The sequence below is a fragment of the Aeromicrobium sp. 50.2.37 genome (assembly GCF_024655735.1).
GTDB lineage: Bacteria > Actinomycetota > Actinomycetes > Propionibacteriales > Nocardioidaceae > Aeromicrobium.
On sequence record NZ_JANLGG010000004.1, the window covers coordinates 65,796 to 80,489 of the forward strand.

The window sequence follows — 14,694 nt, forward strand, 5'->3', positions numbered from 1 at the left end:
TGCCTCCTCTAGTGTTGAGGACATGGACGAGCTGGACTTCACCTTCGACGACACCGAGCTGGACGTGCCCTTCCGCGCGACCGGCGCGGAGGCGATCGACCGGGTGACGGTGCGTCGGCGAGCCCTCCACGTGCTCGAGGCCGAGCAGCTGGTCGACATGCTCGACTACGTGGAGTCCGCGCGGGCCGTGGGCGAGCAGTACTCGCGTTCCGCCGCACGCACGGCCGCCCAGGCGGCGGCACACGACCTCTCGCTCGCCCTCGGGGTGGCGCCCGGCACCGTGGTCGCACGTCTGGCCATGGCCCGCCGGGTCCGTGGCCGGCTGCCGGAGGTCTGGAAGGCGTTCCTGGCCGGATCGGTCAGCCAGCACCACGTGAGCATCATCAACGTCCAAGTGCAGCGGCTCACGGAGCCGGACTCACCTTCCGTCCTCGACGAGCGCATCGCCCGGTACGCGGCCGACCACACCGTCGCCCAGACCCGCCGCTGGCTCGCCCGCCAGGTCGAGCGTCTCGAGGCCGGTGCCGCTCGGGAGCGGCACCGTCGCGCTCGCGCCGACCGTCACGTGCGGCTCACCCCCGCCGGGGACGGCATGGCCTGGCTCTCCGCTCTGGTGCCCGAGGTCGACGGCCACGCCGCCCTCCAACGCCTCGACACCGAGGCCCGCAGCCTGATCGACGACCCCCGCACCCACGACCAGCGCTGCGCCGACCTGTTCACCGGGCTGCTGCTCGGCTCACCCGACCCGGAGGCCGAGTCCAACGGCTCCGACCGCGGCGGCGTGAGCACCGTCATCGGCATCACCGTCCCGGTCACCTCGCTCATGGGCATCTCCGACGCCCCCGGTGAGCTGGCCGACCGCTCGGCCTCCGTGCCTGCGGCGCTCGTCCGCGAGAAGGCCGTGGAGCCCGGCACGGTCTTCTACAGGCTGCTCACCGACGACCACGGGCATCTGCTCGACGCCACCCACCTCGGACGGTTCGCGCCCGAGAAGATCCGCACCGCCCTGTGGTTCCGCGACGGCACGACGAGCTTCCCGACCTCCGACGTCCCGGCATCGCGCAGCGACATCGACCACACCGACGCCTGGCCCGCACCCACGCGCGGCACGAACCTCGGCCCGATCCACCGCCGGGCCCATCGACTCAAGACCGCCGGCCTGTACCGACTCAGGCGCCGCGGACGATCCTGGGAGTGGACCACGCGCACCGGGCACGTGTACCGCCGCGACCCCGACCCGTTGCCCGTCGAGCAGTGGCCCGAGCTCCTGCCCGCCGCCTGAGTCGGCCCAGGCCTCAGTCCGGCAGGTTCGCCGGAAGCCACACCTCCAGGCTCGCTCCCCCGGTGCCGCCCCCGGCCGGCGCGAGCCGCAACGTCCCGCCGACACCGTGCACCTCGTGCGCGAGCAGGCGGAGGCCCAACCCGTGGCGCACGTCGCCGCGAAGCCCCACGCCGTCGTCGGTCACGGTCACGCGCACCCCGGGCACCGAGGAGTCGAGGACCTGCGTCGCCTCGACGGAGGCCGATCGCGCCTCCGCGTGCCGCACGACGTTGCGCAACCCCTCCCGCACGACCCGGTACACGAGGAACGACGTGTCGGCGTCGAGACCCAGGTCCGTGTCCACCTGCACCGCCACCTCGAGCCCGACCTCGCCCGAGCCACGCCCCAGCTCGTCCACCGCCGCCCGCAGGCCCTCGGCGGACACGGCGTCAGGAAACAGGTCGTCGCCCACCGAACGCAGCTCACCCACGCCGTCGCGCAGCACCCGGGTGGCCCGATCCAGCGCAGCTGCGTCCGACGCCGAGAGCCCCCCACGATCGACGCTGTCCAGCACGAGCGCCGCACCCGACAGCTCCTGCACCGGGCCGTCGTGGAGGCGCTGCGCCATCCGACGTCGGTCGGACAGGGCGTCACGCAGCCCACGCTGTGCCAGGCGCCGCCGGTCGGACTCCGCCGCACCGGCCCGCCGCGCCAGACCGACCGCCAGCGGCAAGGTCGCCACCGCGAACAGCAGCAGGGACCCCACGACCACCGGCAACCACTGCCGGAGCAGCTCGCTCCGGCTCAACGCCATGGCCGGCGTCGGCAGGTACGCCTCGAACAGGAACGGCGTGCCGCGGCCGTCACGGAACCCCACGGACACCTCGTACGTCCCCTCCGGATACGGCTGCGGGCCGTCGGCCGCCGGCTCCACCCGACGCGCCACCGCCCGTCCCGACGCGAACAGGGCGTACTCCTCGCCCAGCTCGACCTCGGCACCCTGGTACAGGCGGTTGTCGGAGTAGACGATCCGTCCGCGACCCTCACCGAGGTCGGCCCAGATCTTGACCTGCCGCAACGCTCCCTGGTCGACCCGGCCGAGGAAGGCGTCGTCGAGCCGGCCACGCTCCCCCACCGGGTCGAGGGCGTCGACACCCAGGGGTGCGACGTACTGCTCGGCCAGCGTGCGGGCGTCCAGCTCCGCATGGTCGAGCGCCTCCCGCGTGGCGATCCGGCCCGCGACCACGACGGCCACCGTCACCACGAGGACCAGCACGATCGACGCGCCTACCACGTAGCGGACCACCGCGCCGCGCACGGGACTCCCCTCCGCCTCGAACGGGACCCGGGGCCTTCGCCCCCGCCGCCGCACGTCCGTGCCGCTGGGCGCCACTAGGGCGCGCCGATCCTCAGGATGCCGCTGCGCGCCGCCATCACCACGGCGTCGAGCTGCGTGCGCGCTCCCAGCTTGGCGAGCACGTTCTTCACGTGGTCACGCGTGGTGTGCGGACTGATGCCGAGCGTGCGGGCGATGGCCCGCACGTCCGATCCCTCGCCCAACAGCTCCAGCACCTCGAGCTCACGACGGGTCAGGCCGTGCTGCGGCTCCTGCAGCTCCACCAGCACCGGGGCGTCGGGGCGCGCGTCGCGCAACGCGGCCAGGAGCTCGGTCAGGGACAGCTCCTTGGCCAGCAGCGCGGCCACGCCCACCGCTCGGGCCCGCTCCACCAGGTCCGCACGCGGGTAGGCGGTGAGCACGACCACGCGCAGCTCCGGTCGGGCGGCCAGCAGCTCCGCAGCGAGGTCGAGGCCGTCGCCGTCGGGCAGGCGCACGTCCACGAGTGCCAGGTCCGGGCGGAGCTCCGCGGCCAGCCGCCGGGCGTCCTCGACCGTCGCGGCCGATCCGACGCAGCGCATCGTGGGGTCGCTCTCGAGCGCCACGGACACCAAGTCGGCGAAGACCTGGTGGTCGTCGACCACCAGCACCCGCTCGATGCCACCCATGCCGCCTCCTGACCCCCGGTCGATCAGACCCCCCTAGGTTAGGGAGTGATGGACAGGCTCACCTTACTTAGGCTCGCCTTGCTTCATCACTCCGACCAAGGACCCCTGCATGCGCACCCCCCTCCCTCGTCCGCGGCGCCGCGGCGCGCGCGTCGCGCTCCCCCTCACCGTCCTCGTGCTCGTGCTCTCCGCCTGCGGCGGCTCGAGCGATGACCAGGGCGACGACGACGACGGGCCGCTCGTGGTCTACGTCGGCCGCGACGAGGCACTCGTCTCGCCGCTCGTCGAGCAGTTCACGAAGGACACCGGGATCGAGGTCGAGGCGCGCTACGCCGAGACCCCGGAGCTCACCGCCACCCTCCTCGAGGAGGGTGACGCCACTCCCGCCGACGTCTTCCTGTCCCAGGACGCCGGCGCCCTCGGCGCACTCTCCGAGGCGGGCCTGCTGAGCGACCTCGACGCGGACCTGACCGACAAGGTCCCGGCGTCCCTCACCTCCACCGACGGGTCGTGGGTGGGCGTGACCGGTCGCGCCCGCGTCATCGCGTACGACAGCGAGACGCTCGACGAGGCCGACGTCCCCGACGAGGTCGCCGACCTCACGGACGAGGAGTGGAAGGGCCGCGTGGGCTTCCCGCCCGGCAACGCGTCCTTCCAGGCCTTCGTCACGGGCTTCCGTGTCTCCCAGGGCGACGCTGCGGCCCAGGCGTGGCTGGAGGGCATGGCCGCCAACGACTACCAGTCGTACGAGAAGAACGGCGCCGTGCTCGAGGCCGTCAACACCGGCCAGCTCGACCTCGGCCTGATCAACCACTACTACTGGTTCCAGACGGCCGCCGAGGTGGGCGCCGACCAGATGCGCGCGCAGCTGACGTTCCCGAAGGCCGGCGACCCGGGCGCGCTCGTCAACGTCACCGGTGCGGGCATCCTGTCCGACCACGACGACGCGGCAGCGTTCGTCGAGTACCTCCTGTCCGACGCCGGCCAGACGTACTTCGTCGAGAACACCTACGAGTACCCGCTCGTGGAGGGCATCGACGCGCCCGAGGGCCTGCCCGCGCTGGCCGACCTCCAGGGGCCGGACATCGACCTCTCCGACCTGGCCGACCTCGAGGCCACGGTGCGCATGATCCAGGACGCCGGACTCTCCTGACCGTGACCTCGGACCGGATCCGCCCGGCACACCGACCCCGCCCGCTCCTGCTCCTCGCAGCAGGAGTGGGCGGGGCCGTCGCCGCGCTCCCGCTCGGCTACCTGCTGGTCCGCGGGGTACAGATCGGTCCGGACGTGTTCGCCGAGAGCCTCGGGCGCACACGGACGTACTCGCTGCTCGGAGCGAGCGTCGGGCTGGCGGCGGCAGTGTGCGTCACGGCCCTGCTGGTCGGGCTCGCCACGGCGGTGGCCACGTCGGCGGTGAGGTTGCCCGGCGGCCGCGTGTGGTGGGTGCTCGCGGCCATCCCGCTCGCGGTGCCGTCGTACGTCGCCGCCTTCGGCTGGCTCACCACGGTCCCGGGCTGGACCGGCTTCTGGCCCTCCTGGCTCGTGCTCTCGCTCGTGTGCACGCCGTACGTCACGCTCCCCGTGGCCGCAGCGCTGCGTCGTGTCGATCCCGACGCAGCTGCCGTCGCGCGCACCCTCGGTCGACCTCCGTTCCGCGCCTGGACGGGCACCGTGCTCCCCCAGGTGCTCCCCGCGGCGACGGCGGGCACGCTCCTGGTGGCGCTGTACGTCCTGTCCGACTTCGGCGCCGTCGCCATGCTGCGCCTCGACGTGTTCACGGTCGCCATCTCGCGCGAGTACGGCTCGTTCGTCGGCAGGGAGCAGGCCGTCGTCCTCGCGCTGCTCCTCGTGCTGCTCGCCGTCGGGACCGTGGCGCTCGAGCGGCTGGTGCGCGGTCGTGGCGAGCGATGGCGCACCGGGCGGGGAACCGCCGCTCCCCCGCGCCCGGTCCGACGGGGACCCGTGCCCACCGTCCTCGTGGCGGGCAGCCTGCTCGTCGTCCCCGTGCTGGCCGTCGGGGTCCCGATCCTGGCCCTCTTCAGGCGTCTCGCCGCCGGGACCGCGCGCCCCCTCGACGTCGGCGAGCTGCTCTCGGCGATCCTCACCACGACCCTGCTCGGCATGGCCGCCGCCCTCGCCGTGGTGGTCCTCGCCGTTCCTGTCGGCGTGCTGGCAGCCCGGCACCGTGGCCGGCTCGTGGCTCTCGTCGAGAGCCTCGCCTTCGCCGGGCACGCGCTGCCGGGCATCGTCGTGGCCCTGTCGCTCGTGTACTTCTCGCTGCGCGTGGTTCCCGGGCTCTACCAGGGCGTCGTGGTGCTGGTGCTCGCGTACGTGGTGCTGTTCCTGCCCAAGGCCGTCGGCGCCACGCGCACCAGCGTGGCGCTCGTCCCACCGGTGCTGTCGGAGGTGGCACGCAGCCTCGGTCGGCACCCCCTGCCGGCCCAGGTCCGCACCACCGGCGCCCTCGCGGCTCCCGGAGTCGCCGCAGGTGCGCTGCTCGTCATGCTGACCGTCATGAAGGAGCTCCCGGCGACGCTCCTGCTGCGGCCCACCGGTCTCGACACCCTCGCCACCGAGGTCTGGAGCCGCACGAGCTCGGCGGCGTACGGGGCCGCCGCTCCCTACGCGCTCGCCGTCGTGGCACTCGCCGCGATCCCCGCGTTCCTGCTGTCCCGACCGACGTCCTGGGATGCCCGCCGATGGGAGTGACCGACATGGACCCCGTGGCAGGCGGGCTCGTCGTCTCCGGCCTCGTCGCCGGGTACGACGACGCAGCCGTGCTGCAGGGTGTCGACCTGCGGGTGCCCACGGGGACCCTCGTCGCGCTCGTCGGGCCGAGCGGCTGCGGCAAGACGACGCTGCTGCGCTGCGTCGTCGGTCTGCACCCCACCCGCTCGGGGAGCACCACCCTGCTCGGACGACCGCTCGACGCGCCCGGAGCAACGGTGCCCACGCACCACCGGTCGATCACCCTCGTCCCGCAGGAGGCAGCGCTGTTCCCGCACCTCGACGTCGCGGCGAACGTCGGCTTCGGACTGCCCCGCGGTTCGCACGACAGGATCTCCCACCTCCTCGACCTCGTCGGTCTCGCCGCGCTCGCCCACCGCCGCCCGCACGAGCTGTCCGGCGGCCAGCAGCACCGGGTCGCCGTGGCCCGCGCCCTGGCGCCGAGCCCTGCCCTCGTGCTGCTCGACGAGCCGTTCTCCGCGCTCGACGCCCGCTTGCGCGACGACCTGCGCCACGAGGTGCGCGAGCTGCTGGCGACCGAGAAGGCCACGGCCCTGCTCGTCACGCACGACCAGGCCGAGGCCCTGACCCTCGCCGACGAGGTGGCCGTCATGGACGACGGGACGGTCCTGCAGCAGGCCGAGCCGGAGATGCTCTACCGCGAGCCCGAGCACGCGTGGACCGCTACCTTCCTCGGTGAGGCCACCGTGCTCGACGAGGACGACCCGCTGGTCGCGTCGGCGACGATCGACGGCGACGACGGCGCACGACTCGTCGTCCGGCCCGAGCACGTGGTGGTCGACGACGTCGACGACCCTGCGACCTCGGCGGTCGTCGCACGCCGCTCGTACCGCGGTCACGAGTGGCTGGTGGAGCTCGACCTGCCGGGCCGGCGGGTCCTCATGCGCACCGACGTCACGCCACCACCGGTCGGTGCGGCGCTGACGGTGCGGGCCACCCGCGCCCGTCGCGTCAGGTGAGCGGCTCGAGGACCGCGCGGACGACGTCAGGCACCGGCGTGACCGCGCGCTCGGAGCCGGTCACGTACACGTGGACGAACCGTCCGATCGCGGCCGGCTCGGGTGCCGCGCCCTGGAACAGGCCGATCTCGTAGACCACGCTCGACGTCCCCAGCCGGTCCACCCGCAGGCCGACCTCGACGTCGCCGGGGAAGCGCAGCTCGCGCAGGAACCGGCACCCCGTCTCGGCCACGACCCCGTACGCGTCCAGGGTGCGGATGTCGGTGCCGCTCGCGTCGATGAGGTAGCCGTTCACCGCCGTGTCGAAGAACGAGTAGTACACGACGTTGTTGACGTGTCCGTAGACGTCCTCGTCCTCCCACCGTGTGGAGATGCGTCGCACGACGGGAAAATCATCGCGCCGCCGGGCTCCGTCGTCGGCTCCGTCGTCGGCCGGCGTTCGATCTTTCTGGCTCACGCCATCTCGTCCTCACGCAGTCGTTGGCTGATCACCGTCGTCACGCCGTCACCGCGCATGGACACGCCGTAGAGGGCGTCGCCGACCTCCATCGTGCGCTTCTGGTGGGTGATGACGATGAGCTGGGAGTTGGCGCGCAGCTCCTCGTAGATCTCGAGCAGACGCCCGAGGTTGGTGTCGTCGAGTGCCGCCTCGACCTCGTCGAGGATGTAGAACGGGCTGGGCCTGGCCTTGAACAGCGCCACGAGGAACGCGACGGCCACGAGCGACCGCTCGCCACCGGAGAGCAGCGACAGCCTCTTGACTTTTTTTCCGGGCGGGCGCGCCTCGACGTCGATGCCGGTCGTGAGCAGGTCGTCGGGGTCGGTGAGCAGCAGACGACCCTCGCCGCCGGGGAAGAGCCGGGAGAAGACTCCCTCGAACTCGCGCGAGACGTCGGCCCAGGCCTCGCTGAAGACCTGCTGCACCCGCTCGTCGACGTCGGCCACGATGTCGAGCAGGTCCTGCCGGGTGCGCTTCAGGTCGTCGAGCTGCTCGGACAGGAACTGGTGACGCTCCTCGAGCGCCGAGAACTCCTCGAGCGCCAAGGGGTTGACCTTGCCGAGCATGGCCATGGCCCGCTCGGCGGCCCGCAACCGCTTGGTCTGCTCGGCCCGGTCGAACGGCCGACCTTCCGGCTCGGCCTCCGGGTCGTCCGCGTCACCGGTGCTCGCGACGGCGTCGTCGGTGGCCTCGACCACCTCGGGCGCGGGGGGCGGCACCAGCTGGTCGGGACCGTACTCGGCCACGAGCGCCTCGACCTCGACGCCGAGCTCCTCCAGCGCGCGCGCCTCGAGCGCCTCGAGGCGGAGCCGCTGCTCGGCCCGAGCCATCTCGTCGCGGTGCACGGAGGTGGTGAGACCCTCGAGCTCCTCGGCCAGCGTCCGCAGCCGCGCGCGCACGTCGCGCAGCTCCGTCTCACGGCCCGAGCGCGACTGCTCGATCTCGGCGCGCAGCGCCGCCGCCTCGGCGATGGTGGTCTCGAGCCGGGCGAGCGCGACGTCGCTCACCGCGAGCACCGCGCGCGCCGTCTCGGCCTCGCGCAGCTGCTGCTCACGCCGCAGCCGGGCCTGGATGCGCGCCTCGCGCTCGGCAGCCGCCGACGCCACCAGCGCACTTGCCTGGCCCTCGAGCGCACGGGCCCGTTCCTCGTTCGTACGCAGCGCCAGCCGCGCCTCCGTCTCGGTGCGACGCGCGGTCGACGCGAGCTCGGCGAGCTCCTCCAGCGCCGAGGTGTCGGGTTCCTCCTCCGGCGCCTCCTCCGCCTGCGTGAGGCGGTCCTCGAGCTCGGCCAGGCCGCCCAGGTCGCGCTCGTGCGCCTCCTGGGCCGACGCGATCGCCGCCGTCAGCCGTTCGGCCTCACCCTTGGCCGCGCGGGCCGTCGACCCGAGCTGGCCGAGGGACTCCGCGACGGCCGACATCTCCGCGTCGGACTCGTGCAGCTTCTCCATCGCCGCATCGACCCGCTCCTGCGCCGCAGCACGTTCCTGCGCGATGCGCTGCGCATCGAAGCGAAGCGTCTCCAGCTGCCGGTCGGCCTCACCCAGCTCCTCGCGCGCCTGGTCGATGGCGGCCTGGACCTCGAGCAGGCTCTGCTGCGACGACGAGCCTCCCGAGGCGTAGTGCGCCCCGAGGATGTCCCCGTCGCGCGTCACCGCCGTGAGGTCGGACGCCTGGGCGACCAACGCCTTGGCGGCCGCGAGGTCGTCGACGACCGCGACCTTGAACAGCAGCCGACGCATCGCCGCGTGCAAGGTGGCGGGCGGGTCGACGACGTCGACGGCGTAGGTGGCGCCGTCCGGCAGCCCCGGCCACCCGGTGTCGTCCAGCTCGGTGTCACCGCCGAGCAGCAGCCCGGCCCGACCGAGGTCCTCCGTCTTCAGCAGCTCCATCGCCGTGACGGCGGTGTCGAGGTGGTCGACGGCCACGGCGTCCGCGGCGGACCCCAGCGCGGAGGCGATCGCGGCCTCGAAGCCGGGGCGCACGGTGATGAGCGCGGCCACCGAGCCGAGCAGCCCGCTGATCTCGTCGGAGACCGCCAGCAGGGCGCCCGCACCGTCCTTGCGCGCCAGGCCCACCTCCAGCGCCTCGACACGAGCGGCCAGACCTGCCTGACGGCGGCTCGCCTCCTGCTCCACCGTCGTGATCTCGCGGGCCTTCGCCTCGGCGTCGGCCAGCGCGGCCTCGGCCGACTCGAGCGCCTCGTCGAGCCCGGACTCGCCCTGGCTCAGCCCGGCGATCTCGCTCTCGCGCACGGCGAACGCCTTCTGTGCCTCCTCGGAGCGCTGGAGGGCCTCGTCGCGCGCCGAGCGCAGGCGGGCCACCTCCGCGTCGGCGGCCTCGGCGCGGCTCTTGAGCGCGTTGACCTGTCCGTGCAGGCGCGCGAGACCCTCTCGGCGGTCGGCCGCGGCCCGCAGCAGGCCCGCGACCCGTCGCTCCTCCTCGCCGTAGGAGGTCTCGGCCTCGCCGCGCGCCGCCACGGCGGTCTCGAGCGCGGCCCGTGCCTCGGCGACCGACGCCGTCATGGCCTGGTGCTGCTCCTCGACCCGTCGGGCCTCGGCCTCGAGCTCCTCGGGGTCACGACCGGACGGCCGGTCGTCGGACTCCACGGCAGCCAGCCGGATCCGCTCGTTGGCGAGGCCGGCGGTGCCGCGCATGCGCTCGCGCAGCCCTGACAGCGCGTACCAGGTCTCCTGGGCGGCCGACAGCGCCGGCGAGTCCTCGCGCAGCCGGTCCTCGAGCTCGGTCTCCTGCTGGCGCGCGACGGCGACCGCGTGCTCCACCGCCGACCGACGCTGCTTGAGGGCGGCCTCGTCGGCCATCTCCTCGGCGATCGTGGATCGTGCGGTGACGATGTCGTCGGCGAGCAGGCGGGCCCGCGCGTCGCGCACGTCGGCCTGGATGGTGACGGCACGTCGTGCCACCTCGGCCTGGCGGCCCAGCGGCTTGAGCTGGCGACGCAGCTCGGTGAGCACGTCCTGCAGACGCGTCAGGTTCCCCTGCGTCGCGTCGAGCTTGCGCAGGGCCTTCTCCTTGCGCTTGCGGTGCTTGAGCACACCGGCGGCCTCCTCGACGAAGCCGCGACGGTCCTCGGGGGTGGCCCGCAGCACCGAGTCGAGCTGCCCCTGCCCGACGATCACGTGCATCTCGCGACCGATGCCCGAGTCGCTCAACAGCTCCTGGACGTCGAGCAGGCGGCAGCTGGTGCCGTTGATCGCGTACTCCGAGCCGCCGTTGCGGAACATGGTCCGCGAGATCGTGACCTCGCTGTACTCGATGGGCAGTGCACCATCGGTGTTGTCGATGGTGAGGACCACCTCGGCGCGGCCGAGCGGCGGGCGGCCGGAGGTGCCGGCGAAGATGACGTCCTCCATCTTGCCGCCGCGCAGGGACTTGGCACCCTGCTCGCCCATGACCCAGGCGAGGGCGTCCACGACGTTCGACTTGCCGGAGCCGTTCGGCCCCACCACGCACGTGATGCCGGGCTCGAGCTCCAGGGTGGTGCTCGACGCGAACGACTTGAAACCGCGCAGCGTGAGGCTCTTCAGGTACACGCGACCACCCTAGTGCGTCGTCGTGTCCGGCCCTCGGAGGCGAGCGAGGGCGCCGGGATCAGCGGGAGAGCGGCTCGAGCAGGTCGCCCGCGGTCACCTGGTCGACCCGCTCGGACAGGGTCTTGAGCAGACCGTCGTTCTCGGTGTTCAGCCGCAGCACCTCGGCCTCGAGGTCCGCGACGCGTCGACGCAGCCGCGCGACCTCGTTCAGCTGGTCGAGCGTCGGTCCACCGACGAATCCGACGAGAGCCTTGGCCATGGATGATCCTCCGCAGGAAGGTCGCGGCTCCGGCGCGAGTGCCGGGCGGCGGGACTGGGGTACAGCAGCGGCTGCGTCTACCAGTGTCCCACCGCGACCGCGGCCGGGTCAAACCTCGGGCCTCCCCTGCGCCTGCCCCGCCTGCGCCTAGGCTGCAGGGCGTGGACGCCTCTCTCTTCCGGCCCGTCGCCGAGACCTGGCGTCCTGTCTCCCCCGCCCTCACGACGCGCCGCCGCATCGTGCTCGTCACCCCGATCGTGGTCCTCGTCGTCGTGCTCGCCGCGGGTGCCGTGACGTCCGCGGCCGTCGACGCCCACGTGCTCGTGACGACCGGGCTCGGGGTCGCGGCGGCGTGCGCCGCCGTGGCCGCCGCGACGACCTGGTGGTGGGCCGAGCGGAACCGTCGGTCCTGGGGCTGGGCGGAGTCCGAGGACGACCTGCTCGTCACCTCGGGCGTGATGTTCCGGCGACTCGTGGTGGTGCCCTACGGCCGCGTGCAGTTCGTCGACGTCGAGGGCGGGCCGGTCGAGCGACGGCTGGGCATCGCCCGCGTCTCCCTGCACACGGCCAGCACCGAGACCGCGGCCGTCGTGCCCGGCATCCCCGCCGACGAGGCGCGCCTGCTCCGCGACCGGCTCACCGAGCTCGGGCAGGCGCGCGATGGCGGGGTCTGAGCCGGTCGAGGCCGCCACCACCGGCTCTCCGGACACCGCCCTGCCGACCGTCGGCAGCCGCACCCACCCCCTCACCGGTGCGGTGCAGGGTGGGTTGTGGGCCGGGGCCGCGGTGATCGCGATCGGCACCTCCTACCTCCAGGGGGACCGCTGGGACGGCGTGCCGTGGTGGGCCGCCCTGCTGGGCGTCCTCGGCGGAGGCCTGCTGCTCGGCCAGGCCGCAGGCTTCGTGTCCTGGTGGTTCACCCGCTACGTCGTCGACGACGACGAGGTGCGCATCGACAGCGGCGTCCTGAACCGTCGGTCGCGCCGTGCCGCGTTCGAGCGCATCCAGGCCGTCGACGTCGCCGAACCGCTCCTGGCCCGGGTCGTGGGCCTCGCCGAGGTGCGGATCGAGCTGGCCGGAGGGGACGAGTCGCGGCTCGTCGTCAAGTTCCTCCCGCTCGACCAGGCCCACGACGTCCGTCGCCTGCTCCTGAGGCGGGCGCACGGTGGCGCTGCCGACGACGCCGACCCCGTCGAGGCGCTGGACGATCGCGACCTCATCACCAGGGTCACCCCGGAGCGCACGCTGCTCGGCGCCCTCCTGAGCCTGGACCTGCTCACTGCGCTGGCGGCCGTCGCCGCCGTGGTGCTGGCCTCCGTCGGCTTCGGCGCGCCGCTCGTGCTCCTCGGGGGCGTGCTCCCGGCGCTCTCGTGGGCGGTCCAGCTGATCTCCCGGCGTGTGGTGGCGGAGTGGGGCTTCACCCTCTGGCGCACCCCGCACGGTCTGCGGATCGAGCGGGGCCTGCTGTCCCTGACCTCGCAGACCATCCCGTTCGCGCGGGTGCAGGGCATCGCCGTGGTCGAGCCGATCCTCTGGCGGTCGCTCGGCTGGTGCCGTCTCGAGGTCGACGTCGCCGGCAGCGGCACCGGCGACGAGGCGGCTCGCGAGACCACCCTGCTGCCCATCGCGGACCGTGCCCTGGCCGCCGCCCTGGTCGACGAGCTCGTTCCCGAGTCGGCCGTCGACGAGGTCGACCGGCCCGGGCCGGTCCGAGCGAGCCGGCGGTCGTGGCCGTTCGCCCCGGTCGGCTGGCGCTACCGCTGGATCGACCTGGGCAGGCGGCGCGCGACGTCGTCGACCGGCTGGTTGGCACGGCGGACCAGCAGCGCCCCCCACGCCAAGGTGCAGTCGATCGCGCTGCGGCAAGGACCGCTGCAGCGGCGTCTCGGCGTCGCCACCGTCGAGCTGCACACACCCGACGGACCCGTCGACGTCGACGTCCATCACCTGGCGGGCACGGTCGCTCGGGAGGTCGCACTCGACGCGGTCCACGCGGCCCGGTCGGCCCGAGCCGACGTCGGGTCAGCCGCCGCTGGTGGCGTCCTCGGCCGCGGGATCGACGGCACCGACGACCTCGCGTGACCCGAGCCATCCGTCGGGCAGGGCCACCTTGCGCGGACTGCCCTGACGTCCGCGCGGCGTCCCGAGCTCGGAGACCGGGTAGGGCTCGTCGGGGTCCAGGTCGCCGAGCAGCCGGTCGAGCGACCGGTACGACGAGACGCCGCCGAGCTCCGTCCGGATCCGCGAGCCCGCTGCGAAGCCCTTGAGGTACCAGGCGACGTGCTTGCGGAACTCGATGCAGCCGCGCTCCTCCCCCAGCCAGTCCCCCAACAGCTCGGCGTGTCGCCGCATGACGGCAGCCACCTCGCCGAGCCTCGGCAGGGTCGGCGTGGGTGCTCCACCCGCGGAGTCGGCGCCCAGGGTGGCGGCGAGGTCGCGGAACAGCCACGGCCGCCCCAGGCAGCCACGACCCACGACGACGCCGTCGCAGCCCGTCTCGGCCATCATCCGCGCGGCGTCGGTGGCCTCCCAGATGTCGCCGTTGCCGAGCACCGGGATGCCGACCGCGGCCTTGAGCTCGCCGATCGCCTCCCACCGGGCCTGCCCGGAGTAGTGCTGCGCCGCGGTGCGCCCGTGCAGGGCGATGGCGGCGCAGCCCGCGTCCTCGGCGATCCGGCCGGCGTCGAGGTACGTCAGGTGGTCCTCGTCGATGCCCAGACGGGTCTTCATGGTGACCGGCACGCCGTACGGCTGCGCCGCACGGACCGTCTCCTCCAGGATCCGTCCGAGCAGTCCGGCCTTCCAGGGCAGCGCGGCCCCGCCGCCCTTGCGGGTGATCTTGGGGACGGGGCAGCCGAAGTTCAGGTCCACGTGCTCCACGCCGTGGTCCGCGCAGAGGATCTCGACGGCCCGACCCATCACCACCGGGTCGACGCCGTACAGCTGCACCGACCGCACGGTCTCGTTGTCGGCGAACGTCAGCATCGACAGGCTGGTGGCGTCACCCTCGACGAGCCCGCGCGACGTGATCATCTCGCACACGTAGAGCCCGGCACCCTGCTCGGCGCACAGCCGCCGGAACGCCACGTTGGTGACGCCCGCCATCGGCGCCAGGACCACCGGGACGTCGACCTCGAGGTCGCCCAGGCGCAGGGCGGTGGGCTCGCGGAGTCCTGGCGCGGCGCTCGGGTCGGTGACGGTCATGAGAGCTCCAGTATCCCTGGCCGCCCTCGTCCATCCCTGGCCGCCCTCGTCGCTCGCGCACGGGACAGCACGCAGGGTCGGCGTCCGACCGTCGCCGGACGCCGACCCTGGTGGGTTCCTCGTGAACAGGGGCCCGATGGGCCGGAGCGGGAGTGGCCCCGGTCCCGGCGGCGATGGCGGGCGGCGTACAGGCCGGGCGAATGGGAGAG

The 14,694-nt window shown here is 73.5% G+C and carries 12 protein-coding genes; 6 read left to right on the forward strand and 6 right to left on the reverse strand.

Annotation, left to right across the window (positions count from 1 at the left end; genetic code table 11):
* The first annotated feature begins 22 nt into the window (after window positions 1-22).
* Window positions 23-1,282 carry an HNH endonuclease signature motif containing protein gene (locus tag NUV38_RS03530; protein ID WP_257727784.1) on the forward strand — a complete coding sequence of 420 codons (1,260 nt, stop codon included), beginning with the start codon at window positions 23-25 and terminating at the stop codon, window positions 1,280-1,282.
* A 13-nt stretch (window positions 1,283-1,295) separates the two neighbouring features.
* Here the strand turns inward: NUV38_RS03530 and NUV38_RS03535 are convergent, their stop codons facing one another.
* Entirely contained in the window at window positions 1,296-2,579 is a 1,284-nt protein-coding gene (locus NUV38_RS03535) for a sensor histidine kinase (RefSeq protein ID WP_257727785.1), read from the reverse strand.
* 74 nt (window positions 2,580-2,653) lie between these two features.
* The gene (locus NUV38_RS03540; protein ID WP_257727786.1) at window positions 2,654-3,265 is read right to left on the reverse strand and encodes a response regulator transcription factor; all 612 of its coding nucleotides are present in this window, start codon (window positions 3,263-3,265) and stop codon (window positions 2,654-2,656) included.
* A gap of 109 nt (window positions 3,266-3,374) precedes the next feature.
* Here NUV38_RS03540 and NUV38_RS03545 point away from each other — a divergent pair, with 109 nt between their 5' ends.
* The 3 genes from NUV38_RS03545 to NUV38_RS03555 are packed head-to-tail and all read left to right on the forward strand — an operon-like array spanning window position 3,375 to window position 6,972.
* Window positions 3,375-4,418 (forward strand): iron ABC transporter substrate-binding protein, encoded by a 1,044-nt coding sequence (locus NUV38_RS03545; protein ID WP_257727787.1) that lies wholly within the window; start codon window positions 3,375-3,377, stop codon window positions 4,416-4,418.
* 2 nt (window positions 4,419-4,420) lie between these two features.
* Window positions 4,421-5,974: an iron ABC transporter permease gene (locus tag NUV38_RS03550; RefSeq protein WP_257727788.1), complete on the forward strand. Its 1,554-nt coding sequence runs from the start codon at window positions 4,421-4,423 to the stop codon at window positions 5,972-5,974.
* Window positions 5,965-6,972 carry an ABC transporter ATP-binding protein gene (locus tag NUV38_RS03555; RefSeq protein ID WP_257727789.1) on the forward strand — a complete coding sequence of 336 codons (1,008 nt, stop codon included), beginning with the start codon at window positions 5,965-5,967 and terminating at the stop codon, window positions 6,970-6,972. Before NUV38_RS03550 ends, NUV38_RS03555 begins: the two co-directional genes overlap by 10 nt.
* Here the strand turns inward: NUV38_RS03555 and NUV38_RS03560 are convergent.
* Genes NUV38_RS03560 through NUV38_RS03570 form a run of 3 tightly spaced genes read right to left on the reverse strand, consistent with a single transcriptional unit; the run spans window position 6,965 to window position 11,281 of the window.
* Complete coding sequence (locus NUV38_RS03560; protein ID WP_308219642.1) at window positions 6,965-7,429, reverse strand: thioesterase family protein; 465 nt, start codon at window positions 7,427-7,429, stop codon at window positions 6,965-6,967. The genes NUV38_RS03555 and NUV38_RS03560 overlap by 8 nt on opposite strands.
* Complete coding sequence (smc, locus tag NUV38_RS03565; RefSeq protein WP_257727790.1) at window positions 7,426-11,022, reverse strand: chromosome segregation protein SMC; 3,597 nt, start codon at window positions 11,020-11,022, stop codon at window positions 7,426-7,428. The genes NUV38_RS03560 and smc overlap by 4 nt, the downstream gene beginning before the upstream one ends.
* Window positions 11,023-11,080: 58 nt before the next feature.
* Window positions 11,081-11,281, reverse strand: a complete 201-nt coding sequence (locus NUV38_RS03570; RefSeq protein WP_055967237.1) for a hypothetical protein — start codon at window positions 11,279-11,281, stop codon at window positions 11,081-11,083.
* 161 nt (window positions 11,282-11,442) lie between these two features.
* Between NUV38_RS03570 and NUV38_RS03575 the strand changes: the two genes are divergently transcribed.
* Window positions 11,443-11,955: a PH domain-containing protein gene (locus NUV38_RS03575; RefSeq protein ID WP_257727791.1), complete on the forward strand. Its 513-nt coding sequence runs from the start codon at window positions 11,443-11,445 to the stop codon at window positions 11,953-11,955.
* A complete protein-coding gene (locus NUV38_RS03580) occupies window positions 11,942-13,363 on the forward strand; it encodes a PH domain-containing protein (protein WP_257727792.1) in 1,422 nt (473 codons plus the stop codon). The genes NUV38_RS03575 and NUV38_RS03580 overlap by 14 nt, the downstream gene beginning before the upstream one ends.
* Here the strand turns inward: NUV38_RS03580 and dusB are convergent.
* Complete coding sequence (dusB, locus tag NUV38_RS03585; protein WP_257727793.1) at window positions 13,304-14,485, reverse strand: tRNA dihydrouridine synthase DusB; 1,182 nt, start codon at window positions 14,483-14,485, stop codon at window positions 13,304-13,306. The genes NUV38_RS03580 and dusB overlap by 60 nt on opposite strands.
* Between the last annotated feature and the right edge of the window lie 209 nt (window positions 14,486-14,694).

Excerpts from the sequence above, each read along its gene's own strand:
- NUV38_RS03545 (WP_257727787.1), top strand. The coding sequence starts at position 3,375 with ATGCGCACCCCCCTCCCTCGTCCGCGGCGCCGCGGCGCGCGCGTCGCG.
- NUV38_RS03570 (WP_055967237.1), bottom strand. The coding sequence starts at position 11,281 with ATGGCCAAGGCTCTCGTCGGATTCGTCGGTGGACCGACGCTCGACCAG.
- NUV38_RS03555 (WP_257727789.1), top strand. The coding sequence starts at position 5,965 with ATGGGAGTGACCGACATGGACCCCGTGGCAGGCGGGCTCGTCGTCTCC.
- NUV38_RS03540 (WP_257727786.1), bottom strand. The coding sequence starts at position 3,265 with ATGGGTGGCATCGAGCGGGTGCTGGTGGTCGACGACCACCAGGTCTTC.
- NUV38_RS03580 (WP_257727792.1), top strand. The coding sequence starts at position 11,942 with ATGGCGGGGTCTGAGCCGGTCGAGGCCGCCACCACCGGCTCTCCGGAC.
- NUV38_RS03530 (WP_257727784.1), top strand. The coding sequence starts at position 23 with ATGGACGAGCTGGACTTCACCTTCGACGACACCGAGCTGGACGTGCCC.
- dusB (WP_257727793.1), bottom strand. The coding sequence starts at position 14,485 with ATGACCGTCACCGACCCGAGCGCCGCGCCAGGACTCCGCGAGCCCACC.